This is a genomic window from Paenibacillus paludis, assembly GCF_042610515.1.
Taxonomy (GTDB): domain Bacteria; phylum Bacillota; class Bacilli; order Paenibacillales; family Paenibacillaceae; genus Paenibacillus_AQ.
In genome coordinates this window covers 74,122-100,566 of sequence record NZ_JBGJZP010000006.1, presented here as the reverse complement: position 1 = coordinate 100,566, position 26,445 = coordinate 74,122, and the positions used below count along the sequence as shown (strand labels likewise).

Annotated in this window: 22 protein-coding genes; 4 read left to right on the top strand and 18 right to left on the bottom strand. The window is 50.2% G+C overall.

Features of this window, described 5'->3' with window-relative positions; translation table 11 throughout:
• Position 1 precedes the first annotated feature (1 nt).
• From ACAN56_RS13315 to ACAN56_RS13275, 9 genes are all read right to left on the bottom strand, one after another.
• Entirely contained in the window at positions 2-2,971 is a 2,970-nt protein-coding gene (locus ACAN56_RS13315; RefSeq protein WP_379143337.1) for a GH36-type glycosyl hydrolase domain-containing protein, read from the bottom strand.
• Between the two features lie 32 nt (positions 2,972-3,003).
• On the bottom strand, positions 3,004-3,861 hold the full coding sequence (locus tag ACAN56_RS13310; protein WP_379143335.1) for a carbohydrate ABC transporter permease: 858 nt from the start codon (positions 3,859-3,861) through the stop codon (positions 3,004-3,006).
• Positions 3,858-4,838 (bottom strand): carbohydrate ABC transporter permease, encoded by a 981-nt coding sequence (locus ACAN56_RS13305; protein ID WP_379143333.1) that lies wholly within the window; start codon positions 4,836-4,838, stop codon positions 3,858-3,860. The genes ACAN56_RS13310 and ACAN56_RS13305 overlap by 4 nt, the downstream gene beginning before the upstream one ends.
• Before the next feature lie 75 nt (positions 4,839-4,913).
• Positions 4,914-6,311, bottom strand: a complete 1,398-nt coding sequence (locus ACAN56_RS13300) for a sugar ABC transporter substrate-binding protein (RefSeq protein WP_052092261.1) — start codon at positions 6,309-6,311, stop codon at positions 4,914-4,916.
• Between the two features lie 133 nt (positions 6,312-6,444).
• Positions 6,445-10,998: a carbohydrate binding domain-containing protein gene (locus ACAN56_RS13295; RefSeq protein WP_379143330.1), complete on the bottom strand. Its 4,554-nt coding sequence runs from the start codon at positions 10,996-10,998 to the stop codon at positions 6,445-6,447.
• A 233-nt stretch (positions 10,999-11,231) separates the two neighbouring features.
• Entirely contained in the window at positions 11,232-11,441 is a 210-nt protein-coding gene (locus tag ACAN56_RS13290) for a hypothetical protein (RefSeq protein WP_020428077.1), read from the bottom strand.
• Positions 11,442-11,455: 14 nt separating this feature from the next.
• On the bottom strand, positions 11,456-11,977 hold the full coding sequence (locus ACAN56_RS13285; RefSeq protein WP_038595530.1) for a PRC-barrel domain-containing protein: 522 nt from the start codon (positions 11,975-11,977) through the stop codon (positions 11,456-11,458).
• A gap of 92 nt (positions 11,978-12,069) precedes the next feature.
• Complete coding sequence (locus ACAN56_RS13280; protein WP_379143327.1) at positions 12,070-13,221, bottom strand: cysteine desulfurase family protein; 1,152 nt, start codon at positions 13,219-13,221, stop codon at positions 12,070-12,072.
• Between the two features lie 147 nt (positions 13,222-13,368).
• Positions 13,369-13,848 carry a 2-thiouracil desulfurase family protein gene (locus ACAN56_RS13275; protein WP_038595535.1) on the bottom strand — a complete coding sequence of 160 codons (480 nt, stop codon included), beginning with the start codon at positions 13,846-13,848 and terminating at the stop codon, positions 13,369-13,371.
• A 139-nt stretch (positions 13,849-13,987) separates the two neighbouring features.
• Between ACAN56_RS13275 and ACAN56_RS13270 the strand changes: the two genes are divergently transcribed.
• Positions 13,988-14,656, top strand: a complete 669-nt coding sequence (locus tag ACAN56_RS13270) for an SOS response-associated peptidase (protein WP_038595537.1) — start codon at positions 13,988-13,990, stop codon at positions 14,654-14,656.
• A gap of 122 nt (positions 14,657-14,778) precedes the next feature.
• Here ACAN56_RS13270 and ACAN56_RS13265 read toward each other — a convergent pair whose 3' ends face one another.
• Positions 14,779-14,883, bottom strand: a complete 105-nt coding sequence (locus ACAN56_RS13265; protein ID WP_218642507.1) for a YjcZ family sporulation protein — start codon at positions 14,881-14,883, stop codon at positions 14,779-14,781.
• Positions 14,884-15,087: 204 nt separating this feature from the next.
• On the opposite strand from ACAN56_RS13265, the gene ACAN56_RS13260 reads away from it, so the two are divergent.
• Complete coding sequence (locus ACAN56_RS13260; RefSeq protein WP_379143324.1) at positions 15,088-15,903, top strand: DUF2935 domain-containing protein; 816 nt, start codon at positions 15,088-15,090, stop codon at positions 15,901-15,903.
• A 334-nt stretch (positions 15,904-16,237) separates the two neighbouring features.
• Here ACAN56_RS13260 and ACAN56_RS13255 read toward each other — a convergent pair whose 3' ends face one another.
• Positions 16,238-16,924 (bottom strand): hypothetical protein, encoded by a 687-nt coding sequence (locus tag ACAN56_RS13255; RefSeq protein ID WP_038595542.1) that lies wholly within the window; start codon positions 16,922-16,924, stop codon positions 16,238-16,240.
• Positions 16,925-17,096: 172 nt separating this feature from the next.
• Between ACAN56_RS13255 and ACAN56_RS13250 the strand changes: the two genes are divergently transcribed.
• Positions 17,097-17,444: a hypothetical protein gene (locus ACAN56_RS13250; RefSeq protein WP_038595544.1), complete on the top strand. Its 348-nt coding sequence runs from the start codon at positions 17,097-17,099 to the stop codon at positions 17,442-17,444.
• A 216-nt stretch (positions 17,445-17,660) separates the two neighbouring features.
• On the opposite strand, the gene ACAN56_RS13245 is transcribed toward ACAN56_RS13250, so the two are convergent.
• Complete coding sequence (locus tag ACAN56_RS13245; protein ID WP_379143321.1) at positions 17,661-18,113, bottom strand: hypothetical protein; 453 nt, start codon at positions 18,111-18,113, stop codon at positions 17,661-17,663.
• Between the two features lie 444 nt (positions 18,114-18,557).
• Positions 18,558-18,977 carry a cysteine metabolism transcriptional regulator CymR gene (gene cymR / locus ACAN56_RS13240; protein ID WP_038595549.1) on the bottom strand — a complete coding sequence of 140 codons (420 nt, stop codon included), beginning with the start codon at positions 18,975-18,977 and terminating at the stop codon, positions 18,558-18,560.
• 313 nt (positions 18,978-19,290) lie between these two features.
• Here cymR and mnmA point away from each other — a divergent pair, with 313 nt between their 5' ends.
• Positions 19,291-20,412 carry a tRNA 2-thiouridine(34) synthase MnmA gene (gene mnmA, locus ACAN56_RS13235; RefSeq protein WP_379143319.1) on the top strand — a complete coding sequence of 374 codons (1,122 nt, stop codon included), beginning with the start codon at positions 19,291-19,293 and terminating at the stop codon, positions 20,410-20,412.
• A gap of 167 nt (positions 20,413-20,579) precedes the next feature.
• On the opposite strand, the gene ACAN56_RS13230 is transcribed toward mnmA, so the two are convergent.
• From ACAN56_RS13230 to ACAN56_RS13210, 5 genes are read right to left on the bottom strand one after another with little or no spacing between them, the layout of a single operon-like run.
• Positions 20,580-22,421, bottom strand: a complete 1,842-nt coding sequence (locus tag ACAN56_RS13230; RefSeq protein ID WP_379143317.1) for an oligopeptide ABC transporter substrate-binding protein — start codon at positions 22,419-22,421, stop codon at positions 20,580-20,582.
• A 20-nt stretch (positions 22,422-22,441) separates the two neighbouring features.
• Entirely contained in the window at positions 22,442-23,347 is a 906-nt protein-coding gene (locus ACAN56_RS13225) for an ABC transporter permease (protein WP_076109146.1), read from the bottom strand.
• Positions 23,348-23,374: 27 nt separating this feature from the next.
• Entirely contained in the window at positions 23,375-24,337 is a 963-nt protein-coding gene (gene opp4B / locus ACAN56_RS13220; RefSeq protein ID WP_342436876.1) for an oligopeptide ABC transporter permease, read from the bottom strand.
• Positions 24,338-24,342: 5 nt separating this feature from the next.
• Positions 24,343-25,278 carry an ABC transporter ATP-binding protein gene (locus tag ACAN56_RS13215; RefSeq protein ID WP_379143314.1) on the bottom strand — a complete coding sequence of 312 codons (936 nt, stop codon included), beginning with the start codon at positions 25,276-25,278 and terminating at the stop codon, positions 24,343-24,345.
• Complete coding sequence (locus ACAN56_RS13210; RefSeq protein ID WP_076109149.1) at positions 25,265-26,281, bottom strand: ABC transporter ATP-binding protein; 1,017 nt, start codon at positions 26,279-26,281, stop codon at positions 25,265-25,267. The genes ACAN56_RS13215 and ACAN56_RS13210 overlap by 14 nt, the downstream gene beginning before the upstream one ends.
• Positions 26,282-26,445 lie beyond the last annotated feature (164 nt).

Sequence of the window (26,445 nt, the reverse complement as noted above, 5' to 3'; positions counted from 1 at the left end):
CTTAACCTTCAAATCGCAGCTCTACCTCATGGGCGAGCCCGTCATCTGCGGTCGGCACAAGCCCTTCCTCCAGCGTCCGGCCATCCAGCGTCAGACGGGCTGTGCCGTCCTGCATCCGGCGGAAGCCCTCCGGCTTGCTGATCCGGATCCGGTAGGAGGAGCTGCCAAGCTTCAGCGTATAGGCGAATTCTGTCTGCTCCTCCCGCAGGATCGGATTGAGCGCAATGCCCTGCGCCGTATATTCAATCCCAAGCGCTTCCATCAGCGAGAGGGTGAGCCAGGTCGAGGTACCGCTTAGCATCGGACCAATGTTCTCACCGGTCTCGCTGTTATTGTATTGGGTGCAGAATCTCGGATTCCCGCAGATGGCGAACGGATCTTCCATCGTCTTAAACGGCATGATCCGGTCCAGCAGCCAATAGCCGAAGCGGCCCAGTTCAGCGGCAAGTCCCGCATCCGACACTTCCTTGGCTCCCTTAAACATCGCTGAAGCGGCCATCATGCAGGCATGCTTAAACACACCGCCGTTTTCCCGGTCGCCCGGAAAGTATTCGTCCGAAGCCGTGTGGGAGGACACCCGGCCCAGTGCAACAGGCGAGACCAGCTTCAATCCAAAAGGAGTCATGAGATGCGACTTCATAGTGTCCAGCATCACCGAGATCTGTGCTTCATCCGCACAGCCGGCCAGGATGCTCCAACTGAAGGAATTCAGGAAGTAAGAACCGTCGGACGCCGGATCTGAAGACAGACCGTCCCCGGCAGCTCCCAAATACGTGTATTCGCCGTTGGCATATCGGTTGAACAGAACGCGAGCGAAGAAGTTATCCTTCCAGGCATGATATTGAATACGTCCCCGCAGCTCTGCTCCAAAGCGGTCCAGCTCCGCGGCATAGTCCTGCTCTCCCTTCCGGGCGGCCAGTATGGACAGTTCATCTACCGCCACCTTCAGCAGGAAGGCGTTCATAACGCTCTCGGAATAATCGCTTTCCAGCGAATCCCCGAAGACTCCGCCTGCCTGCAGCTGCTTCCGGTATAGCTCTTCCTTGGCCGGACCGTTCAGATACGTATCATCCAGCTTCAGACAGTCGTTCCAGTCTGCGAAGTCCAGCAAGGGCAGACCGTGGCGGCCGATCGAAATCTGCCCCGAATAGACAATAATTGCCTTGAGTGTCTCGAAGACCGGCCGGCTGGTTTCTTGTCCCGCCACGGGGCAGGACTCATCCAGGAACTCAAGATCTCCTGTGAGCATGACATAGCGGTAGACGGCTTGAACAAGCCATAACGCGTCGTCGGACCATTTGCCCGGCTCTTTGCCGACCCAGAAGAAATTGTGATACGCATAGCCCAGCTCGAACACCATGCCGGTCCATTCTTTAAGCAGACTTTTCACCAGAGCGCTTCGGCCCATACCGACAAAATAATACATCGAAGCGTACAAATCCTGGATTTCGCGGAAGCCAATTTCCCTATACCCCTTTTGTGTCTGGCAAAAGGAACGGGAGACGAACGTTTGGTAGAGCACCTGAAACGGCAGGTTGCGGTTGACAAACACATCGAAGTTCCCGTCACCGGAGGATACCTGCAGGAACTTGCCATAATCCCGCACGAAGCCGGACGACTCGGCCAACGCCGATTCCGCCGCACTGCGCTTGGAGAACCGGGCGACCAGCGCCCCCACTTCGTCCGCCAGCACCGTGTCGTTCCAAGGCGCGCCGCTCTTGTCGGAGACAAGTCCGGTCAATTGGTCAACCGTTGCCGCGCTTCCGGCAGGAACATGGATCTCGCCGGCTACGGCGAAGAAGCCCGGTCCCTTGCGGTGCAGAATACTGCTCAGCTTAAGCGCTCCAGCCGGCCGGTGCAGCGAGCCTGTACCGACGAATTCATTGTAGCTGACGCAGTATTCGCGCGGCAGCACCGGCCCGCCTTCTCCATGCACGATCATCGTGTGGAAACGCAGATCGTGACGGCCGCCTTCCGGATAATAATCGGGACTGATAGCCGCCACAGCTCCCGATTCATCCTGAAGCACGCCGCCTTGCATGATGACATTGCTGTACAGCACATCCTCGAACAGCGCCCCCGGAGCGGCGGAACCGAACATCCCCGTATAGACAATCCGAAGACGGCGGTCAGCTTCTCCGCGGTTCACAACCTCAATCCGCTGCGCTTCAGTCGCCAGAGGCAACCCTTCGGAGTGTGGCAGAATAAAGATGGTACGGGTGATTTCCAGACCGCAGCGGGTGCGGTAGCTTATGACGGTTGCATTCTGGGAATGCCGGCAGACCGCCGATTCAATCCCTTCATCTCCGGGGTCTGCGGAATAAAAGATCTGCTTCCCGTCTTCGAACAGATAAAATTGCCGGTTGGCCGGGAAGCCGTTCTCCTCCTGGCGCATATCCCAGCGGGTAGCCAGCACCTGGGTTGCGGCGTGCGAACGGAAGCTGCCGCCGCCGAACCGGTCAACCACGCTCTTGGGCGTGGTCTGGAGCGGATGGGGAAACTGCAGACGGTTGCCCAGCAGCAGATTAACCGCGAAATGCGGACCCGGAACGGGTGAACGCAAATCAACTACATGCTCACCCTCAGCGTTAAGCGCTCCGGCCCAGCCCGGTGCAGCTTGCAGCTGCGCCAGAGCCTCGCTTGCCGTTGCCTCCGGGATCTGGACCGTCTGTTCCTGCCTTCCGGCATGCCGGATATAGAGCGACAGTTCTGTTCCCGCGCTGTTTACGGTGAACAGCGCGGACGCGCCGGCTTCAGCCGGCAGCAGCGCAGCCACGGCGGGCAGCTTGAGCAGCTCCTGAATGGCAGGCAGCCGAAGCGGCAAACCTGCTATCCCTACAGCCCCACGGCGTTCCGAATCGGTAAAGAGGGCGCTAACGTTCGCGCCGGTGCCAATCCGGTCGGCAAACACTTGTCTCAGGATATCTTCGGCCGAAGCCTTTGTTTCTCTTGCGGTATTAAGTTTCAGCATTATAGCTCTCACCTTTCCTGTCATATTGCGGATCAGCCCTTCACGGCCCCCGCAGTCATACCGCTAATAAAGTATTTCTGCGTCATGAAAAATATCACCATTACCGGCACTGTTACAACAGTGGAAGCCGCCATCAGCAGATCATAGCGGGTGTTGTACTGGCCGACAAACAGGCGGATTCCCACTGGAATCGTCTGTACATCCGAACTGGTCGTGAGTACCCAGGCGAAGAGAAGCTCATCCCACGCCGTAAGGAAAATAAAGATACCGGTCGCAATAATGCCGGGCACAGACAGCGGCAGAATAATTTTGCAAAAGGCCTGGAATTTCGAGCAGCCGTCAATTGACGCCGACTCCTCCAGATCTCTTGGAATGGAGACAAAGAAACCGCGCATGATCCAGATACTGATCGGGGTATAGAACGCCGTATAGACGAGAATCATTCCCCAATACGTGTTGATCATCGGCAAACCGAACGTATTCTTAATCCATAGGAACATCAGATAAATCGGGAACAGGAACATAATGCCCGGAATAAGCTGGGTGGATATGATACTCATGCTGAACAGCTTCGATCCCGGAAAATCAAACCGGGCCAGCGCATATCCCGCCAGCACGGCAAAAGAACCGGCAAGCAGGGTCGTTACGCCACAGATCAGAAGGCTGTTGCGGAAATATACGGCGAAATTGACCGTATCCCACATGTTGATATAATTGACCCACTGCGGCTTCGGCAAGCTGAAGGTAGTGATGCCGTTCAAAATCTGGTCATTCGAGTGCAGAGAGGTAAAAATCATCCACAGAATCGGAAATACCGTCACGACTACGATGAACCAGGTCAATGAAGTCAGCAGAAACGAAGAGACAGAACGTTTACGGTGTGTACTCATTGGGCATTCAACTCCGTTCTAAAGGCACGATACCAAACGCCGACTACCATCAGCATTACGAACATCAGCATCATGGAAGCGGCAGAACCGGAACCAAATGACCAGTAGCCGAAGGATTGGCGGGTTAAGGCCGTCATCAGCAGATCTCCCCACTCCCCCGGATACCCGGCACCGTTGCCGAACATCGTGGAAACGATATTGTAGGAGTAGACATTATTGATGATTTGGAACAAAAGCTGTACCGCAATAACCGGCTTGAGCATCGGCAGCGTCATGTTCCAAAACTGGCGGAACTTGCTGGCACCGTCAATGGTCGCCGCTTCGTAGATATCATCGGGAATGGTCTGCAGTCCAGCCAGAAAAATAACCATCAGGAACGGCCAGCCTCGCCAGATGGTCGGGATAATGATTGCCCAGATGGTATTCGGTCCCAGCAGCCAGAAGGGCTTCTCCGAGAAGATGTGCAGAACATCGACCAGAATATAGTTAATAATACCGTTCTGCTGCCACATGAAGCCCCAGAGCACGCCGACAACATAAGACGGAATGACCCAGGGGAGCAGCATGGCTGTGCGGGCGATGCCGCGGCCGGGAAAATCACGGTTCAGCAGCATGGCCATCATCAGCCCCATAATCATTACACCAATTGTTACGATAACCGCATAAATCGCGGTGTTGCGTATTGCAAAGTTCAACCCCTGGCGGACCGGATTATCGGTGTTGAACAACAAACCGATATAATTGTCCATTCCGACAAACGGGGCCTTCAAGTATTTAACCAGTGTAAATTGGTTCAGCTTCAAAAATGACATCCAGATTCCCTGGAGCATCGGAAGCAAGTGCACCAGCATCATGAAGATGATGGTCGGCACCATCAGCATGTAAGCGAACTTATTATCTTTGACCCGCTTGCGCCACAGCTCTCGCTTGCTTAAAGAGGCTTTTGCGGGAAGCTTATTTTCAGTATGGAGTCCCATCTCGTATCCCTCGCTTTGTTAATGGAAGAAACCGCCGTGCCCTAATCGCGCGGCGGCCTCCCAAAATTCTAGTAGTTATTGATTAATAATCGCTTTGACTTCAGCCGCTGCGGAGTCCAGCTCTTCCTTGACGCTTTCTTCGCTGTATGTGCCCTTCACGCCGGCGACAATATCCCAAACGTTGGCAAAATGCTTTTGCAGTGCAGTTTCTGTAGGTCCCCATTGCGGGATGGACGGATAGGTTCTGCCGTATTTTGTTGCTTCGGAGAATGCTTTCATATTGGCATCAAGATCTGGAGCTTCCAGAAGAGACAATCTGGCAGGAAGCTGGCCGGATACCGCAGCATAGGCTTTTTGTGCTTCATCCCCAGTCAGGTATTTGATAACCTCCCAAGTGGCTTCCTTCTTCTTGGAGCCGCTGAACACCGTCAGCTCGCTGCCGCCGACAAAGGTGGCTTGTCCTTCGGGACCGGCTGGAAGAGGTGCCACAGCGAAGTTTTTCGCTGCCTTCTTGTCATCCATGCCGCCGTTTGCTTTTGGTGTAGCAAAGTTTTTGGCCAGCCACGGTCCGGAGATAATCACTGCCGATTTGCCGTCGCCGAAATCGCTCTCAATCTGCGACGAGTTCTTTTCAAGCGAGGACTTATCGACGAGACCTTCTTGCGCGAGTCCTGTGTAGAACATTACGCCTTTAAGACCTTTCTCTTCGTTGAAGACTACGTTTTTGTTGTCTTCCGAGAGAACGTCGCCGCCTGCAGCCCAGATCCAAGGGAAAATATTATGCACAACGTTCCAGTCGTTTTTGCCCGGAAGTCCCAGTGCAGCGATCTTCTTGCCATCGACTGTTTGCCCGTTGACCGCTTCCAGCGCACTTTTGAAGGAATCCCAATCCTTGAACGCAGTTTCCGTATTTACTCCGGCTTGCTTGAAAACATCCGTCCGGTAGTAAATGGCACGTGCATCCACGAACCACGGCACTCCGTACACCTCGCTGTCGCCCGCGATGGAGGTTGTTTTCCAGATGGCCGGCAGGAAAGCCTCGGCGCCGCCTACATCTGCCACCTTGTCAGTGACTTTGTCAATGCCGCCCATGCTGGCGATGGCCGGCACCCAGGTCGACCCAAGCTGGAGCAGGTCCGGGCCTTCGCCGCTTGTAGCCGCCGTTGTAATCTTGGTCCAAGCAGAACCCCAGTCAAGCACCGTTACCTTGACGGTGACGTTCGGATGCTCCTTCAGGTAGGGATCAAGGGTCTTCAGGAAGTCCTGATCCGGTTTGGGACTGTTCGGCATCACCCAAGCGTTCAGGGTAACCGGTTCTGTGCTTGGAGCTTCAGAAGCCGTAGTCGCGCTGGAATTTTCTTTCTTTCCTCCGTTGTTAGCAGAATTAGATTGATTGTTGCTGCCTCCACATCCGCTGACAACTACTGAGAATGCCAGGAGCAGCGCACTAATGGATACTGCTGTCTTTTTCACAATAAATCTCCCCCATTGTCTTTTGAAGATCTCGGAGAACGGTTGCCCGTCCTCCATAGTTTGATTATAAAAGCGTTTCTTGCCGGTCTAAATACCAAATCCCAAGCCTGGATAACAAATTATAAAGCTTGTCTCAAGGTGCAGCTACCGTTCCGTTGTTCATCAACACAATATCATCGACGTTTACCGCGAGATGTCCTGTGCCGCCATCCTTAATATTTCCCAGCTCGAACGAGATGCGGCCGATGGATGTGCTGCCTCCGGCAACGTCGAATTCCAGGGTATAGTCGGTGTATTCCGTTCCAAGATCGACGATTTTATTCGCATACCCATGCCAGGTGTAGTTGTTCGCGACATCCAGCCAGCCAATGCTGATGTTCATTTTGCGTGGTGCTCCTGCTTTGGCTTTGAAGGTGAGCGTATAATGATTGCCTTCGTTGTAGGCTACTCCCTCATAATAGATCTGCCGATCCCAACTGTTCGTTCCTGTGGAACCAACCTGCATTTGCAGCGACCCATCCACATTGTCAATGGACAACTCGCCATTGTCGGAGGAATAGCTGCTCCAGCCCTTAAGCGGAGCGGAGAAGTCTCCGTTAGGGATCAGATTCTCTCCATACGCCTCTCCAGCCATCACCGGACTTACCTGAATCAGGGAAATGTTGCTCAGCTTAACCGTGTGTTCTCCCAATTCCTCGGAAATCTTGCCCAGACTGAACTGAAGCAGGGCATCAGGATCGCTTGCCGGAGCGGTGAACAGGTATTCATAATGTCCGCCGGTTTCGCTCAGGCTCACTTTCTCATTCGTATAAGCCGTCCAATCTTTGTCCACAGAGCCGTCATGCTGGACCAGCACCCGAATCGATCTGGCTATCGAGGAATCCGCATCGAAGCGAAGCAGATACTTCTTGCCTTGCTCTACCGGTATTGCCCCTTGTTTCACCTGTACGTTCCAGTCCTCTTCACCGGTGCCCCCAAGGTCAACCCGCAGCGCTCCATACACAGCTTTCATAACGGTATTCTTCACTGGAGCATCGTCCCAGTCCTTCTTGAACAGCGTCCAGCCTTCAGTGGAATCACCCTTGAGGCTGCCGTTCATCACCAGTTCGCGGGAAAGATCCAGCCAAGCCAGATTGTAGCCGCTGCCGCCAAGACGGAAATAATAGCTTCCCGCAGGCAGCTCCAGCGGCGCCCCGATGATAGCGCGGTAGGATTGAACGCCTCCGGTATCTCCAATTGCAGTGCTATAGACAGATGCCGTCACCACACTGTGCTTGCTGGCATCCAGAACGGACAGCTCCAGCTCCGAATCCGCATGTACACTGGATACCCGGGCTACCGGAATAATGCTGGCCGCCTGAGGAAGAACCACTTTGTATTCGACATAGTCACCCTTGTCCATATCGGTGGTGTCCTTGCCACCCTCTCCGCTTGGGACCAGACTGATTCCCGATGATCTCCAGTACTGATCTCCCCGCAGATGCAGGTAGCTGTTGAGTACAGGTGGATTCACCATCCGGACCAGACGCACATTGTCAATTTCGGTCTGTCCGGCAGTCTGGCCGAGCAGGAACGACAATGAACCTTCAGTACCGGTCGCGCCGGATAGCGCTATTTCCGCTGTATAGCTCTTCCACTCCGGCGTCAGATTGAACGTTGCCCCGTCAGGATAGACAGTATTTCCACCGCTGTTCTCCAGCTTGATTCCAACCGGCTGCGCCTTATCGGATCTAGCGTCGAAGGCGAGTTGATAGACCCCTTCTGCTGACATAGGTATGCCTGTCTGGGTAAGCGTCACATCCTCCGGAGATCCGCCGGTGTGGCTGACGTCTGCCCTGAACTCCCGTTTCATGAGCGGCAGCTCCAGAGCATTGGTTACGCTAGCCTGCGCTACTGCTCCTGCGTCTGGCTTAACGGCAAATGCCCAATAGCCCAGACGCCCTTCTCCCAGCTCGAAACCTCCATTATAAATAAGGTTGCCATCAGCAAGTGGTGTACGCACCACCGGCAGCGGCTCCGTCTCTACCACTCGAACATTGGCGAAATAGGCTGCAATGTCATTCAGACCAAGATTGAACTCGAAGCGGACATTGTTGTCAGTAGCCTGCACCATGTTGAAGGTGTATTCGAACGATTGCCAGTCCGGCGTAAGCTGGAAATTGCGTTCCTTGGAATACGCCGTCCATCCACCGCCAAATTCAGTCAGCTTGCTCATCACCGGACGAGTTACGTCCGCTTTAGCGTCGAATGTTATCTTGTAGGCTTTACCCTTCTCCACTAGAAGTGGCTTCTGGGTTAGCTGAATGGAATAATTTTTGGTTCCCCCATCTTTGACGGCAACCTTGACCACCTTGCCCTTATCCTTATCCTCAATGACTGAGGATGTAGCTGCTCCGCCTGCGTTCTCAATTAGCTCCCAATATTTAGGCAACCCGTCGGCAGCTATATCGCCTTTGAAATCTCCGTTATAGATCTGATTTCCATCTGCAAGAGCTGGGCGCTGCGGAGCCGAGGTCTCAGGCTTCGTTGGCCGCTTGCCCGTTACGTCCGGCCATTGATCCAGCTTGTTATACTTGTAGACCCGGACATAATCGACATACATCTTGTCCGACTTGAAGTTTGCTGCCGGATCACCCGGCCAGTCGCCGCCCACTGCCAAATTGAGAATCATATAGAATGGACGGTCAAACGGTGCAGGGTACGTAAAGTAATCCGGCTGGCCTTCAGCCTTCGTTCCCCAATCGCTTGTTTCGAAATACATTTTATCATCCACGTAATACCGAATCAGGCCCGGAAGCCATTCAAGCGTGAAGTTATGATAATCATCAGCAAAGGTTTTGCCTTCCGGCAGAATATAGGTTTTAGACTGGGACATATGTGGAATGTCGTAATGAATCGAGCCATGAACCGTTCTCGGGTAAAGATCAGCTTTCGCTGTATCACCGGCAACCGGTCCTGTCAATTCCATAATGTCCATCTCGCCGCTTCCCGGCCAAGGTCCGTACTGCTTCTCATCATCGGTTGGCATCATCCAAATGGCGGGCCACATCCCCTGCTGAATCGGCAGCTTGGCGCGTACCGTGAATTTGCCGTAAGTCCAGTCGCCCTTCATCTTGGAGGTCAGCTTAGCGGAAGTATACTCTTTCCCGCCGTAAGCTTCCTTCTGCGCTTCCAGTGCCAGTACCCCCTGTCCGCTCTCGGTTTCGAGCGAAGCATTGTCCGGATGATAATATTCCAATTCGTTGTTGTATACCGTTCCGGTATCCTGAACATTCCATTTAGCCTGGTCAATGGATTGACCGTCGAATTCGTCGTTCCAGACCAATTCCCATTGGTTCTGCTCTGTTGACGGAGTGGATGTCGCCGTTGCACTCGCTGTTGGCGTGGCGCTGGCCGTCGCGGCCGGTGTCGGCGTTGCGGGTACAGGTGTCTCAGGTGCAGGCGTTGGTGCCGCGCCTCCGGCGTTCCCGCCACCCGCTGCGAAGGTAACCACAGCACTTGCCTGAGGCGAGGATACACTGCCCGTCAAGCCGCGAAGCATCTCTCCGGATTTGAGCGCTGTACCGTTAAGCACACTGTCGGCCTGTGTCTCAAGCAAGCCGATTTGCCCCCGGTTCACGATCTCTGATCCGGCAGCACCGGCCCCAACAATCAGGGTATCAACCTTTGAGCCGGCCCCAATCTCTACTTTGGCCGGCCTGGTCAATTCGATCCGGACCGCCGAGCTTCCATCCTCCAGCACGAGCCGCACAGGCGCTTTTGGCTTATCTACGGTCGTCTGCCCCAGGGCAGATTTGCGAAAGATCACCGAATGTCCGCCGCCTCCAGAGATTCGGGTGGTACCCTTCACCTTGATTCCGGAGAACGATACTTCTCCCTCTCCAGTTCCGGCAGTCACATAGAGATTTCCGTTGACCGATCCGCCTTCAATCTGTACACCCGCCCGATTGACAATAACGCTGCCGGACACCTCGCCAATTGAATAGCTGCCTTCGCCCGGACTGACCCACCCGATCATCCGGCCAAGCAGCACAGCCAGCTCAGCTCGGGCCATTGGAGCCTGAGGATTCAGCCTTCCCGCCGAGTCACCGTGAATATAGCCGGCGTCAAGCATAACGCTCACTGCTTCCCGGGCATAGCCGCTGACCGCTGTCCCGTCCGCCTGCGCAGCCAGCACAGTCTGGGAGGCAGCCTCCAGCCGAAAAGCCCTGCCCAGCATCGTCATTGCTTCCTGTCGCGTTACAGCCGCTCCCGGCTGAAAGCTACCGTCCGTGTAGCCCTTGATTATCCCCGCTGCGTTGACCCCGGCCACATCCTTGCCATACCAAGAAGAAGCGCTTACATCGCTGAAAACAGCAATGCCCGGATCTGTATAGCTAAACACCCGGCTCAGTATGACTGCCATCTCTGCGCGGGAGACTGCCCGGCCCGGTTGAAATTGTCCTTGGCCGTCGCCTTGCAGAATCCCGGCGGCTGCCAGTCTGTCTGCCGCCGACGCAGCCCAATGCTGGTTCATATCGGCAAACACTGCCGTTCCGGCTGCAGCAGCGCCGCTTGCGCTTGCGGCTGATCCGGGAAGCCCGTCCATCCCAGCTGCTGCTTGTGCCAGTCCCGTGTTTCCCGGAAGCTGAAGCCCTGACAGCAGCATAACCACAATTAGAAGTTTGGATATTCCTCTACGGTTCACCTAACTATTCCCCCTTGTGCAGATCCTAGTAGAATCCCGGCGTTGCTGCCGGTCGATTTCAGTATAGGTTCTGCTCCCTGCAGGTAACATACCAATTCCTTAGCGCGTATAACAAAGATGCAACTTTCGTAAAAAAAGCAAAAAGCCCAATCCTCAAGCGGCTGCAGCAGCCGCCCAAGGATTGGGCGCGGTGAACCTATGTAACTCTTTTGGAGCATGAACCAGGCTAAGGATCAGGAAGATGCATGGATCTGCGGATAATCCTGGGCAATTTCTTCCCCGGAGAACAGATCGTCAAGCGAACTGAGCGTGCCGTCTTCTTCAACCTGATAAACCGACATTTTCTCGCCGTTAACCGTAAGTTCGATGAAACAGCCCCAGCAATAGAACTGGTGGGAACCGATCTTGCCGATATCCTTGGAGTTGCAGTTTGGACACTTCATATAATACATTCCACCTATCCGTTAACAATATTAATGGCTTTTTGGAGCCGTTCTTCGCTCATCGCGGGAACCAGTACGGAATCCTCCCCAATGGACATTTCTTCAGAACAAGGCAGCCATTTGCGGCCTTCGATCAAATCAGTTACAAGCCCGTCACTGATTTCCAGCGCTACTATTGTGTTTCCCAACTTCTGGTCAAAATAAACATCGGATATTCTTCCAAGTATCGTTCCGGATGCAGTCAGTACCTGCAAATCCTTCAATTTCTTCTTTCCTAAAAGAAAAGTATAGGGTATATGGTCAGTGTCGGCCTTTAGTATCGACTCTTTACTGCGAATCATGACAGCATCTTCGCCATAAGCGACAATATCTTCCCATGCCACAACTTTCACATGACTGGAAAAAAAAGATTTGCTTTCCAGTTCAATACCCGTAATATTCCAGTTTGAATCCAGTACAACATCGACAATTTTGCCGATTTCATTACCTTCTTCAACTTCATATACAGCCAGGCCGATCATATCTTGAAGTTTCATGGCTGCTTTAGTCCCCTCGCTTTGAGTGTACTTTCAAATCACTTATGGTTAAAGAGCCAAATACCAAAACGGATACGAGACCGAAAAAAATCCTAGTCTACACTACGCAACCGTCTCAGGATGGTTTCAACTTTTTCTGCAACAAGCTTTATTTCTTCATTAGTATTACCCAAACCTGTGCTAAAACGAATCGCCGAGTCCAAAACTTCTTCCGGAAGATTCATCGCTTGCAGAACATGCGAAACCTCCAGTGAACCAGAGGTGCAGGCTGAGCCGCTGGCAGCAGCAATCCGCTCCATATCAAGGTTCATCAGCATCACATCGGTCCGGGCTCCCGGAAAACTCACATTCAGAATTCCAGGCAAAAAATGCTGCTCGTTTCCGTTAATCACATAGTTCTGCCGCCCGATACGGCTGTCCAGCTCCTGCAGCAGCACATTCCGCAGCTCAAGCGCTTTATCCTGCCGCCCGTGAAGCCCCTGCACCGCCAGCTCCACCGCTTTGGCAAAACCTGCTGTGCTAGCAAGACTCTCCGTTCCCGCCCGTCTGCCGCGCTCCTGGAGTCCTCCGTGCTGTCTGGAATGCAGCGGCGCACCGCGCCGTACATACAATCCACCGATGCCCTGCGGGCCATTTATTTTATGGGCGGAAAAGCTCATATAATCAACGGGAAGCTCGCGAAGTGTAATGGGAATCATCCCGAGAGCCTGTACAGCATCGACGTGGAACAAAATGCCCCGTTCGGCAGCGAGACGGCCAATCTCTTCTATAGGTTCTACTGTTCCTACCTCATTATTCGCGAACATCACACTGATCAATACCGTATCATCTCGCAAAGCGGCTGCCACATCTGAAAGCGAGACGAGACCTGTCGAATCAACCGGAAGATAGGTAACATCATAGCCCTGCTTCTCCAGTTCTTCGCACGTATGTTGAACGGCATGATGCTCAATTGCTGTGGTGATGATATGTTCGCCCTTCTCTCTGGTAGCAGCTGCAGCTCCAAACAGCGCCAGATTATCGCTCTCCGTGCCTCCGCTGGTGAACACCCATTCATCGGGAGCACAGCCTAAAAAGCCCGCGATGGTATCGCGTGCCCCGTTCACAATCTTTTTGGCGGAACGTCCGAACGTGTGCACACTGGACGCATTGCCGTATTGTTCAAGCAGCATATTGTACATAACCTTGGCCACCTCCGGATGAACCGGGGTTGAGGCGGCGTGGTCCAAATAGATGGGTTTCATGACTAAATTCTCCGCTTCTTGAAATTCAGGATTTTCTTACAGGACTACTCGATTATACTGCTGAATGTCGCCTTTTACCACCTGAGAATAAACACAATATTGTAACAACCTTTAGGGGTCTGTTAGTGGGAATTCCCGCTAAGCCACTCACTTTCCAGCACATTCCAAAGCTTCCAGCCGAGCGGAGAGCTGCTGCTCAGAAATCACTTCAATATTGTTTCTTCTCAGCAGGGCGGACGTTACACCTTGCCCGGGAATTTTCACACCGGCAAATTGTCCGTTATAGATCATCGCACTGCCGCAAGAAGGGCTGTTTTCTTTGAGTACTACGGTGGTGGCTCCGATCTCCCGGGCTTTCTCCAGCGTTTCATAGGCTCCTTTGAGGTACATTTCGGTTACATCATTTCCTGACCGGTCCATTACCCTGGCCTTCCCCTCCAGCACATCCTCCCCGCCGCCGCCGATAATTTCCGCCGGTTCCCTCGGTGTCGAGAATCCGCCAAGCAATTCTGGACACACAGCAACTGCCTTGTTGTTATCCAGCAGTTTTTGAAGGCTTGTATCGAGACAATCCGTGCCGTTGTATCTTACTTTCATTCCTGCGAGACAGGAGCTTACGATAATCATGCGGAATCCTCTCCTTCGTTTCGCTATCATCCGTTTCTTCATTTATAATAATGTGAAATACTCCGAGCATAGCATGAGGGCTACAGCACTGTAAACAAATTCAGACCACATCATAAATGAACCGGGAGGCTAAATCAGCATGTGTGGAAGATACACAATTACCGTAACCATGGATGAGTTGATGCTGCGTTATTTTACGAATGACACCACCATTGTCCACTATGCCCCAAAATATAACGCGGCCCCGATGCAGTATATCCCGGCAGTTATTCATAATGGCAAGCATAATAAGCTTGGGGAATTACGCTGGGGGCTGGTCCCGTCCTGGGCCAAGGATGACAAAAGCGGCAGCAAAATGATCAATGCCCGTGCAGAATCCCTTCTGGAAAAAGCATCCTTCAAAAACCTGGTGAGCTCGCGCCGCTGCGTGATTCCTGCGGACGGCTTCTACGACTGGAAGCCGCAGGAAGGCGGCAAACAGCCGCTGAGAATTACGCTGCGTGACGGGAAGCTTTTTTCCATGGCCGGCTTGTACGATATTTGGATGGATCAGAGCGGCAATAAGCTCAGCACCTGCACAATTATTACTACAGAATCCAACAGCCTGATGGCTGAGATTCATGACCGCATGCCGGTTATCCTCACCTCTGAAGCTGAGACAGCGTGGCTTGACCGGCACAATCATGACGTCCCCGCTCTAATGAAGCTATTGCGGCCATATAATGCAGAGCATATGCGGGCTTATCCCGTCTCACCGGCAGTGGGCAACGTCCGCAACGATTATAAGGAGTTAATTAAAGAAGCATAGCGAAGAATCGCAGCAATGACCCGGATCAAGGGCTTTTTGGGTTTGAAAATTCAATCGCAAGCAAAAAATCCGCCAGCTTGGGTGCTGGCGGAGACTATTTTAGAGTTAAAGCGATTTAAAGCTTACAGCAGGATTGTCTTAGAGATAATTACCAACAATATAAACAACACGAGTATAGCACCCGTAGAAGTCCACGCTCCGCCGTATCCACCGACATTTTCACTCATAACGATTCCTCCTTAAAAATAGAATACAGCTTAGGGTATGCAGGCATAATCTCTTTGCTTGGGCAATCAGTAAGCTTCCGATAACAACATTAAAATTCATGTTCTTATCCTCAATACCAAGCTGTGTCCATCCTCTATAAATAATTAGGTATCCATCCAAGCTTAACAAGCATAAGGTCTATAAAGATGTTAAGGAGGGATATTATGTCTAACATGTTTGTCGCCCGGTCACTGGAAGAGGTCAGCTTTTGGTCAAGAATTATGAAAGAACATTCCTTGTTTCTAGGATTGGGGTTCCGGGCGGAAGATACAGTCCTGAAACAAGAAGCTAATCACTTTTACCGGATTTTCGAAGACATTGAGAGACGGGTGCATGCTTTCTCCCTTGATACAGACCCTGCAACGATTCACCAATTTAATCAGGAGGTTCATACCGCAGTATGTCACATATGGGCGTTCAAAAGAAAAGTACTTGGCTTAATTCTATGTTGCAAGCTCCCTGGACAAACGAATTTCCCACTTTTAGTGGATCATGTAAGTAGAGAAGCCAATTATTTCAGAAATCGGCTGGAAGAGCTAAACCAAGGCAAATTAGAGCCATTATATGATGCTATTATTGATGAAAATGTATTTTTCTTAAGAATTATGGCCGACCACGCCAAATTTATAGGTCATCTATTAGATCCTTCAGAACGGAAGCTTGTCGAGCAGGCCCGAGAATTCAGTCAAGATTTTGATCAATTATTATTTCAGGCTAGAGATATTGAATCCATGAGACCTCAATCGCAAACCGGTCCTATCTTAAGCCAATTTCTTGATCAGAATAGAGTATCAGTGAAATCACTAAAGGATTTTAAGAAAACAGCCCGGGATTTAATCGAACAATGCAGAATTAAAAGCATCATACACCCGCTGCTTGCGGATCACGTTTTCCGTGAAGCAGAGAGATTCTTGGAGATTATTGATATGTTCGAAAACTCTTTAACCGGGAAAGGGAATGCACCAATGATCCACCATTAGCTCCTTCTTGGTACCAAGTTCTTCAGGCTTCAATAGAGCCTTAAATTTCTTTACATACAACATGGGCTTGCTGACAGTTAATGTTCCGGTTTTCCGACAATCACTACCCTCCCGTTCATTAACAAAAAGTCCTGCTGACCATCACGGTAGCAGGGCTTTACTATGCTTTGAAGATGCAGCCATATCCCCCACATTTCGCCCCAGTCCCAAGCCTCACCGGACCAGCCGCATCACCTCAGAATAAACCCGCTGAAAATCATAAGTGAATTCGTTAGTCAATATAGCTTTAATATGGAATAACCTTTTGCTTTTTTATTAAAAGCTATGGCAACTCTTAATTCCTTTCAAGCGTTGACAGTGAAACCATTACCCATGGAGCAAATTTATTCGACAGTTCACCCTTAGGATTGTGTATCCGGAAAAGAAAAGCTTCCCCCGCTTGATTCTTCCACACCATATAATCCTCTATTCCCTTATCACCGGTAGCCTGCAGATATAAATCTGCAAAACCCAGAGGATGCTCAAACAGCTCCCCGCTATGATCGTTAGCCTTACCCATTGCAGAAAGCTCAGTTTGTCCCTGTTGCTTCAGAGCGGTGAGATCGTAACCGGATGGCAAGTGTTCAATCTCGGCATAATAGGTGGGGTCCTCAGTGAGTGATAAACGGCCAGACTGTTCATCGAATATGAAATCCTCAAAGACATACAGGGAATATCCATCACCTTGCTCAAGTGTACCTTCTTGCCCTGAGACCCCTCCCTCCTGTTCACCAAATGCCTGGGTCTCCGGACGTTTGGATGTCTGAGGATCAGTAGCGTCCGGACTGGCGGACTCCTGCGCCTCCGTGGCTGCGGGAGTAGCAGAAGGTTCAGGAGTGGCTGTAGCTTCAATAACAGGCATAGTCGCTGCACTTGACGCTGTAGGCTCTGCCTCGTTTACTGTTTCATTGTTACTGCATGCACCGAGAATTGAGGCGGACAGAAGAATGCTGGTAACTGTAGCAATCAATGTTTTATTCATTTTATACCTCCTCATCTGAATAGTAGTTATTACCCAAATGTCCAACATCCCCGCACCACTTAAGGTTGACGGGTTATTTAGGAATCTGTATCGTTCTCTATAAAGCACATAGTAAATATTACCCAATTCTGATAGAATGATTCTGAATTTATTATCAGATTTAGGGGGAGCTATGAATAGTAAGAATTGGTGGACATTGATTATTATACTCGTATTAATTGGGGGAAGCATTGGTGGGAAACTTCTTTATGACGCGAAAAAGGAACGGGATCGTCAAGACCTGATTCATATGGGGGATGAACTGGACAAAGCTTGGTCTGACTACGAGAATACTATTAACGAGATAGATAAAAATCAGGATTTAGCTGAGGAATACACAAATCTAATGGAATCTATCCTTGACGATGATATTGCATCAAGCGAGTTAGAGGAAACTATAGTTAAAGCCTGTGAAATGGAAAGCAAATTGATGGAGCTCTACCCTACTGTCTACAATGAACCTAGTTCTGTTTGTGAATGAAATCAAGCCCCGCCAGCTCAATCAAATACCGGCGGGTTATTTTATGTATGCTCTAAATTCAAAATGTTTCCTGACGAATCGGGCGCCATCAATTTTAATGGACCCTGACGTAAATCCTTCTTCAATCCCTCCACATTCCATCAGATGGCCTATAGAATCTGGATCTTCAATAAGTTGGATACTAGGTGTCTAGTCACTGTATTCCGTTAATACACTTTATGGTCTCAAATAATTCATGCAAGTAATCAAAATATGGGTAATTCCAAAAATAGCACATGGAACAAGAAGGACATAGTTTTTCATCCAAAGTCCGACAAAAAAGAAATACAAAGGCGGCATGCATGCAATTCCTAGTATCAGTAACCACGGAGCAACCACGCCATTATAATAGAAAACCCAAGAAATATAATAGGCTGCTAAAAACAAAACTGCTAGTCTAATATAAAAGTTACTGTTACTTCCTTCGCCTTTGTTTATCAGAACAACCATTAGAATAACCGTTAACACCCCAAACAATCCCTCTATAATATTCAGTGTTTTATAGGCAGAACTATTTCCAGTAAGCACATTATTTGTTGGAGGCACTAGCATCCAGATTATATTAGGAAGTAGCTGTAATGCGTATAATAAAAGGCCTGTCAACGAAAATTGAAGTCCATAATTTCTCATAACACCCTCCCAAAGTCTTTATTGGTAGAGTATATTACAAAGTCAAAATCCACACCTCAGTCTCTAGTCGGGTTATTTTATGTATGCTCTAATTTCAAATCGATCTCACACATAGTGGGAACCGGCAATCTTAGTCGATTCTGATATCAATAAAATTTATGGAACCGCCTAATAGGATGAAGTTGCTTGCAACCCGGACAAAAGAACCGCTAAGCTTTCGTCCTTTTCCTAGACCTCACTTATGTTTAAACATGCAAGACGCAAGGGTTTAATTGAAGCAGACCCGACTGAGGATGTGGTAATACCTAAGGAGAAAAAGACGGCACGTAAAATCGGAGAAAAAAAATCCTCCTCAAATTTCTTGAGAAGGACGAGTTGAGATTTCTGCCAGGCGGGTAACATTTTTCAAAAATCCCTTTGAAATCAACGGAATTTTAGTTCCTGTTAGATATAAAACATATAGTTGTCAGCCTTGCTTTCTTCCTTATAGTTGATTAAGTCGGACAATGTGGTGGAATCCAGCACATCGGCAATGCTGTCGCGGATGCGCAACCAGAGGTCGCGTTTTGCCGGATCATCTTCTTCTGTAAAATCAACTGGCGATATGGGGCCTTCCAGCACCCGGATAATATCACCGGCTGTAATGGTGATGGATTCGCGTGAAAGGATATAGCCGCCGTAAGCACCACGAATGCTCTTCACAAGCCCTGCGTTGCGCAGTGGGGCAATGAGCTGTTCCAGGTAATGCTCGGATAGTCCGTTTTTCTCGGCGATGCTTTTAAGTGAGGTTGGACCTTCGCCAAATTTCAGGGCAAGCTCCATCATAATGGTTAATCCGTAACGTCCTTTTGTCGATATCTTCAAGGGGCACCTCTTTCGGTTTAGTTGCTGATAGAATCATAATCCATTGCTACGACATGAGATATGTCATATCAAGGTATTCCGATGTTTGCTCTCAGCTTATGTTATCATATTTATGGACATATTTGGAGCCAAAAAAGTAACTTTTCACATGAATGTTCGCCAGTGGTGGACAAATTGTCAATTTTAACGTCTTTTCTGCTGCATTTTCCCGTCCTCACGGGCAGTTTAAGCTAGACAGGTGTGTTATAATACAAAATGAGCCGGGTGTTTGTATCAATAACCGGTATTTTTTGTATAGAAAATGGTGATTACGATGACAAAGGCAAACCAAGACACACGTGTCGTCGTCGGCATGTCCGGAGGGGTTGATTCCTCCGTTACGGCACTTCTGCTGAAGCAGCAGGGCTATGACGTCATCGGTATCTTCATGAAGAACTGGGACGACACCGATGAGTTTGGCGTATGCACGGCCGAGACTGACGCAGAGGATGTCCGCCGCGTGTGTGAGCAGATCGATATTCCTTACTATACCGTTAACTTCGAGAAGGAATACTTTGATAAAGTCTTTTCCTATTTCCTCGATGAATATAAGGCCGGACGCACACCAAATCCGGATGTGATGTGCAACCGCGAGATCAAATTCGGAGAATTCCTGAATAAGGCACTACAACTGGGCGCCGATTACGTGGCTACCGGGCATTATGCACGGGTCATTCAGGAAGACGGCAAGTTCAAGCTGCTGCGCGGCGTGGACAGCAATAAAGACCAGACCTACTTCCTGAACGCGCTGAACCAGTACCAGCTTTCCAAAGCGATGTTCCCGATCGGACATCTGCCAAAACCTGAAGTACGGAGAATCGCCGAGGAAGCCGGATTGTACACAGCCAAGAAAAAAGACAGCACCGGCGTCTGCTTCATCGGGGAGCGTAACTTCCGTGAATTCCTAAGCCAGTATCTGCCTGCCCAGTCCGGAGACATGGTCGATATCGCCACAGGCGAGGTGAAGGGCCGCCACGAGGGCCTGATGTATTATACACTGGGCCAGCGCCAGGGGCTGGGAATTGGCGGCTCCGGCAATGGTGAGCCGTGGTTTGTGACTGAGAAGGATCTGGACCGCAACATCCTGTATGTAGTCCAAGGGGACAAGCACCACAGCCTCTACTCCACCAGTCTGATCGCCTCCGGTGTCAACTGGATAGACGGCCTTCCCCTTACGGATGCACCGCTGAAGTGCACCGCCAAGTTCCGCTACCGCCAGCCTGATCAGGGCGTAACACTAACAACACAGGAAGACGGTACCGTGCATGTTGCCTTCGATGTGCCGCAAAAGGCGATCACACCGGGCCAAGCTGTTGTCTTCTACCTGGACGAGGAATGCCTCGGCGGAGGTACGATTGAAGCTGCAGAGAAGGTAATACCGCAGCCGCAGCAATAAGAACCGAATGAACACACCTAAAAACGGCTGCTGACCCCACCAAGGTCGGCAGCCGTTTCTATGTGGCTAAGGCGATAGCGTTTAGCCCGATGTGTATACAAAAACCTCCTTGCAGCTGCAAAAGCCGCAAGGAGGTTTTGAATTACAGGTTGCTAAATCCCGGAAAATTACTGTGCAGCAATCCCCTTGTCGGCGGACAGTGCAAGCTCATTTTTGTAAATACCTGTTCCATCGCCAATAGCGTAATTCAGAACGCGGTTATTAACCGGAACGAGTTCTGCACGATAAAGGGTTGGGAATACAGGAATCTCGTCAACCATCAGCTGCTGCCACTCTTTGTAGATTTCTTTACGCTTCGCTACATCAAATGCTGCTTCCGATACGCCTTCTTTCATCAGACGGTCGCTTTCTTCACTTGCGTAACGCGGGAAGTTGTAGATAGCGTCGCGGCCATACAGTCCTTGTGGATCCACGTCGATACCGACTGTCCAAGCGCCTTGGTATACATCAACAGAAGGATCATCTTCACCATTGGAACCTACGCGGTCATAGAAGGTGTTGAACTCCACCATTTCCAGCGTTACATTCAGACCGATGGCTTTCCACGACTGCACATAATATTGGGCCAGCGGCTCAGCGATATCAGAACCTGTCATGGAGATGAAATTGATCGTCAGCGGCGTGCCGTCCGGATTGGTACGGAATTCTCCGTTAAGTTTATAGCCTGCATCATCCAGTGTTTTCTTTGCTGCTTCCTGATCAAACGTTACTCCAGGATTGCTGTCATCGTGGAATTCAGGATGGGATGGCGGAATCAGCGTAGTCGCGTTCCAGCGCAGACCATGATAGAATTTCTTGCCGACGGCATCATTATCCACTGCCTGCCACATCGCTTTACGCAGAGCTACATTGCCCATCTTCGCCTTCGGATCTGGAGCAACCACTTTTTTGGTCGCGTCCCATTTGCCAAGCTTGAAGCCAATGTAAGTATAAGCACGGTCAATTGCTCCAAGGTATTCAACGTTGGACAATTTAGAGTTATCAGGGAACTGGTCAATCGGGAAGCTGTCGACCAAATCGATATTTCCGGCTTTCAGCTCCTGCACAACCGTAGTCGGTGGAATTACTTTCAGGACAACTTTATCCAGCTTTGGAGCGCCGCGCCAGTAGTCATCATTCTTGACAAATACTACGGATTCACCAGGTACAATACTTTCCACTTTAAATGGACCGAAACCAATTGGTTTTTGACGGACCTCAGGGGAAGCGGAAATTTTGGCTACATCCATATTTCCGAAAATATGTTTAGCCAGCGGATAAATCCAGATACTGCCTGTCAGCAGGGATGGAGTGGATTTTACATAAGTGATTTCCAGTTTTTTCTCACTAAGTACTTTGATTCCGGAAATGGTCTTTGCTTTGCCGGCATGGTAGTCTTCCATACCTACAATATTAGTGAAATCAGAGCCGTAACGAGGGCCATCATAGGCCGGATTACCGATAACTTCATGGGCAAACAGCCAATCTTCGGCAGTAACAGGCTTGCCGTCATGCCAGTTTACATTGTCATGGATGGTAAAAGTGAAGGTACGTCCATCTTCAGAGACTTCATAGGTAGCCGCCCCGTCATTGGTATACACATAGTTCTTATCCCAGGTCAGCAAGCCTTCGTCAAACCAGTCCAGCACCTGAGAATCCGGAACACCGGAGGAGAAATTGTTGTTCAAAGTTCCTTCAAAGGGAGTATCGGATACAAGGCCAAAGTTGAGTGTGCCACCTTCAATGGCTTCACCCTGGTTCGTCTTAACATTGCTGAAATCTGCGATGTTGTACAGCCCGTCTTCTGCTGCCGGTGCTGCAGTTGGAGCAGCAGTAGCAGCTGCATCTGTCTTGGCTGTTGTTGAAGGCTCAGCCGCTTCGTTGTTGCCTGAGCCGCAGGCCGTAACCGCAAGCGTCAGGACAAGCATCAATGTGAAGAGCATGGTCTTGCCAGAGTTTCTTTTTCTCATTCTTGTTTCTTCCTCCCTTATTATCCTTTTCTTTGTCTTGCATCCGTCGCACGCTTAAGCGCCTGACCGACATTATTTATACTCAACATCAATACCAGGATCAGCAGTGATGCGGGTAACCATATCCACCATCTCGATTGCAGCGTCTGCGGATTCCGGGCATAGCTGACCAGCGTCCCCAGACTAGGCGTGCTTTCAGGAAAACCGAAGCCGAGAAACGAGAGTCCCGACTCCAGGCCGATGTTGGCGGCCAAATTCAGCGTCATCGTAACAATAATGATGGAGCTTAAGTTCGGCAGTACCTGGTTGAACATAATCTTAAGATGGGAGGAGCCCAGCGTTCTGGAGGCCTGGACATATTCCAGTTCCCTCTCCTGCAGTGTCTTCGAGCGTATTAGCCTCGCGATGCCCATCCATAGAAATGCCGTCATGATCAGTGAAAAGGACAAGGTATTATATTTGGGAACCGCCGTAACAAACGCGATGACAATCATCAGCATCGGCAGGATCATAAAGAAATCCACGAAACGCATAAAGATATTATCGACGAATCCACCGAAATAGCCGGAGATCAGACCTACCAGAATACCGATAACACCCGTCATCAGAGTGACCATAATACCGATACTGAGCGAGTTGCGCGTACCGATAATGAGCTGGCCGAACACATCGCGTCCGCCGTAATCGGTGCCCAGCCAGAATTTAGCCGAAGGCTTCTCATATAAGGCGAACAGATCGACGGTTACAATCTGCTTTTGATCCAGAAACAGGGCGATGCCAAATACTCCGCATACAACTACACCTAGAAAAATCAGGGAGACCAAAGCCAGTTTATCTCTGAAAATTTCCTTCCAGAGGATTCTCCATCCGGATGGGCTCTTCTCCATATCCTGCGGGAGCGACAGCTCAGCGCTTGATTTTGCCATTACATTCACCTCAACAAGTTCTGATCATTATTTAATCCGGATACGGGGATCAACAATGCCTAATATGATATCCGAGAGCAGGGATCCGATGATTTGAGCAATCCCATACAGCAGCACAAGTGCCGTTACAACGGTGAAATCGCGGATAACGATGGAACTCAGGAACAGCTGGCCCATGCCGGGATAGCTGAAAATACTCTCTACAAAGATGGTACCGCCAATCAATCCCGTAAGCTCATACCCGAAAAAAGCGGCAATCGGCAGGAGGGAGTTGCGTAAGATGTGGCGGTTGTACACCCGTGATTCCGAGGCACCTTTTGCTCTTGCCGTAAGGATAAAATCCTTCTGCTTCGTATCAATGATTTCGTTCCGCAGATATTGGACCGTCCCGACGGTAGTAATCAGCGCGATGGATATGGCCGGAAGCAGTAAATGATATAACTTGCTCAGAATGTAACTCATCGTCCCGGGGACCTCGCCCGGTGATACGCTTCCTCCGGTAGGGAACCAATGAAAGTAGAAACCAAACATCCAGAGCATAACCAGGGCTACGATAAACAAGGGAGCCGCAAAACCGACATAGGTATATCCTGTAATCAACCGGTCGCCCCAGGTGTCATTGAAACGTCCGCTAATGATGCCGAGCGGTATTGCAATTAAATAGGTAATGACCAGGGTCGTCACAGATAACCACACCGTGTTCATCAGCCGCTGGCCAATCAGCTCAGTTACCGGCATCTTAAAGCGGAAGGACTGGCCCATGTCTCCCTGCAGGGCATTAGTGATCCAATCCCAATACTGGATGTACCACGGATCATTCAGGCCGAGCCGTTCCCGCATCGCTTCAATGGTTGCCGGATCAATGTTCGGATCGAGCAAACCGGTGAGCGCATCTCCGGGCATGGCTTTGGCCATAAGAAATACCAGAATGCTGAGCAGAAATACTTGAGGGATCATAATCAATATTCTTCGTGCAATAATCTTCCACATACGTCTCAACCTTTCTCGGGCATGGCCACCAAATGGGTATCGGAAATGGGTTGTAAAGGATAAGCTAAACCGTCATTGTCAAAATAATTCCGGTAGGCTCCCTCGTACTCCTCACTTACGGACTTGCGGAACCGGGTCCGTTCGTCACGCTGCAATGGGTCAATGTCCGGGATTGCGGCAATCAGACGTTTCGTATAAATATGTCGCGGATTGTCAAAAATATCCTTAGGGGTCCCCTGCTCAACATGCCGTCCCTTGTACATGATGCCGATATGATCGCACATATGTCTGATGATTCCGAGATCATGACTGATAAATAGGTAGGTTAAATTCAATTCCTTTTGGATGTCCCGTAAAAAGTTAAGCACTTGTGCCTGAACCGAAACATCCAGCGCGGACACCGGCTCGTCGGCGATGATCAGCTTGGGCTTCAGCGCAATCGCCCTGGCGATTCCGATCCGCTGACGCTGTCCGCCGGAAAATTCATGCGGATATTTATAAATGTTGTCCGGACTCAGGCCGACCTGCTCCAGCAGCTCCTGAACCCTCCGTTTCTCTTCCTGGGGGGACTGTTTGTCGAAATTACGCAGCGGCTCGGCGATGATGTCGAGCACACGCTTCTTGGGATTGAGCGATGAATAGGGATCCTGAAAGATCATTTGGACGTCGCGGCGTACATTGTTCAGCTTGCGTGAGTTCTTCAGGGCTAAATCGGCGCCTTCAAAAAGAATGCTGCCGCCCGTAATCTCGTTCAGCCCGATAATCGCTCTTCCTGTCGTTGTCTTACCTGAGCCGGATTCACCGACTAATCCGTAAGTCTGCCCGGCCTCAATGCTGAAATTGACCCGGTCGACCGCCTTTACCTCACCGACCGCTCTGCTGAATATGCCGCCTCTAATCGGGAAATGAACCTGTAAATCCTTAACTTCAAGCAGTGCCATGGCTGTCAGCCTCCTCAACGCTCTCGGGGAAATGAAAATGTCTGTAGCAGGTGCAGCGGACCAAATGACCCGGAGCGATTTCATGCAGCTGTGGATTCTCCTCATGGGCTGTTTCATCAATCCATGGGGTTCTGGCGGAGAAACGGCAGCCTGTACGCGGCAAGTTTTTGAGCGACGGAACGATTCCCTGAATCACATGCAGTCTGGACTTCGCTTCCTTAACCGTAGGTATCGAATTAAATAAAGATCTTGTATAAGGATGCTGCGGGTTGGAGGTCAGCGTATAAATATCAGCAATTTCGACAATTTGCCCGGCGTACATAACAGCTACGCGATCTGCCATTTCACTGACTACGCCCAGATCATGGGTAATGAGGATAATTCCCGCTTGCATATCATTTTTGAGCTTCTTGATCAGTTCAAGAATTTGCAGTTGAATCGTTACATCTAGTGCGGTTGTCGGTTCATCGGCGATTAGCAGCTGTGGTCCGTTGGCGATTGCGATGGCAATAACTACCCGCTGCCGCATTCCGCCGGATAATTCATAAGGGTATTGCTGATATGTATGCTCGGGACGGGGAATTCCAACCTTGGTCAACAAATCGATGACCTTTGCTTTTCTTTGTTTCTTGGAGAGGCCGGTATCATGAAGGAGAAGTACCTCTTCAATCTGCCGTCCGATAATCATTAGCGGATTTAGTGCAGCTAAGGGGTCCTGGAAAATCATCGACATTTCCTTACCGCGGACCTTATTCAGCATGCCTGGGGACATTTTGACAATATCCTGACCTTTGTAATACACATGTCCATCAATTTTTGCTTTGGTGTGCAGCCCTATTATTGAGAAAGCCAACGCACTTTTGCCTGATCCGGATTCTCCTACGATGGCGAGGATTTCGTTCTTCTTCACCGTGAGCGTCACATCATCGACCGCAGCGTAATAATCGTCTGCAATCTTGAAGGATGTCGTTAAATTCTCAATACGCAGCAAATCTTCACTCAAGTTCATCACCCTAACACTAGGATTTTTTTAGCAAGGAGCACCTATGTGATATACAGTAACCCTATCTATCAACTACGAATTGCCTTTTAGGATTATATTGGAATTAATCCCTGAATGTTAGAGTTTATTCTAATTGACTTATGGTAAATTATCAATGATTTTTC

What these genes read in the sequence shown, in the direction of transcription:
- ACAN56_RS13315 (WP_379143337.1), bottom strand. Translation starts at nt 2,971, where the DNA reads ATGCTGAAACTTAATACCGCAAGAGAAACAAAGGCTTCGGCCGAAGAT.
- ACAN56_RS13310 (WP_379143335.1), bottom strand. Translation starts at nt 3,861, where the DNA reads ATGAGTACACACCGTAAACGTTCTGTCTCTTCGTTTCTGCTGACTTCA.
- ACAN56_RS13305 (WP_379143333.1), bottom strand. Translation starts at nt 4,838, where the DNA reads ATGGGACTCCATACTGAAAATAAGCTTCCCGCAAAAGCCTCTTTAAGC.
- ACAN56_RS13290 (WP_020428077.1), bottom strand. Translation starts at nt 11,441, where the DNA reads ATGAAGTGTCCAAACTGCAACTCCAAGGATATCGGCAAGATCGGTTCC.
- ACAN56_RS13285 (WP_038595530.1), bottom strand. Translation starts at nt 11,977, where the DNA reads ATGAAACTTCAAGATATGATCGGCCTGGCTGTATATGAAGTTGAAGAA.
- ACAN56_RS13280 (WP_379143327.1), bottom strand. Translation starts at nt 13,221, where the DNA reads ATGAAACCCATCTATTTGGACCACGCCGCCTCAACCCCGGTTCATCCG.
- ACAN56_RS13275 (WP_038595535.1), bottom strand. Translation starts at nt 13,848, where the DNA reads ATGATTATCGTAAGCTCCTGTCTCGCAGGAATGAAAGTAAGATACAAC.
- ACAN56_RS13270 (WP_038595537.1), top strand. Translation starts at nt 13,988, where the DNA reads ATGTGTGGAAGATACACAATTACCGTAACCATGGATGAGTTGATGCTG.
- ACAN56_RS13265 (WP_218642507.1), bottom strand. Translation starts at nt 14,883, where the DNA reads ATGAGTGAAAATGTCGGTGGATACGGCGGAGCGTGGACTTCTACGGGT.
- ACAN56_RS13260 (WP_379143324.1), top strand. Translation starts at nt 15,088, where the DNA reads ATGTCTAACATGTTTGTCGCCCGGTCACTGGAAGAGGTCAGCTTTTGG.
- ACAN56_RS13255 (WP_038595542.1), bottom strand. Translation starts at nt 16,924, where the DNA reads ATGAATAAAACATTGATTGCTACAGTTACCAGCATTCTTCTGTCCGCC.
- ACAN56_RS13250 (WP_038595544.1), top strand. Translation starts at nt 17,097, where the DNA reads ATGAATAGTAAGAATTGGTGGACATTGATTATTATACTCGTATTAATT.
- ACAN56_RS13245 (WP_379143321.1), bottom strand. Translation starts at nt 18,113, where the DNA reads ATGAGAAATTATGGACTTCAATTTTCGTTGACAGGCCTTTTATTATAC.
- mnmA (WP_379143319.1), top strand. Translation starts at nt 19,291, where the DNA reads ATGACAAAGGCAAACCAAGACACACGTGTCGTCGTCGGCATGTCCGGA.
- ACAN56_RS13230 (WP_379143317.1), bottom strand. Translation starts at nt 22,421, where the DNA reads ATGAGAAAAAGAAACTCTGGCAAGACCATGCTCTTCACATTGATGCTT.
- ACAN56_RS13225 (WP_076109146.1), bottom strand. Translation starts at nt 23,347, where the DNA reads ATGGCAAAATCAAGCGCTGAGCTGTCGCTCCCGCAGGATATGGAGAAG.
- opp4B (WP_342436876.1), bottom strand. Translation starts at nt 24,337, where the DNA reads ATGTGGAAGATTATTGCACGAAGAATATTGATTATGATCCCTCAAGTA.
- ACAN56_RS13215 (WP_379143314.1), bottom strand. Translation starts at nt 25,278, where the DNA reads ATGGCACTGCTTGAAGTTAAGGATTTACAGGTTCATTTCCCGATTAGA.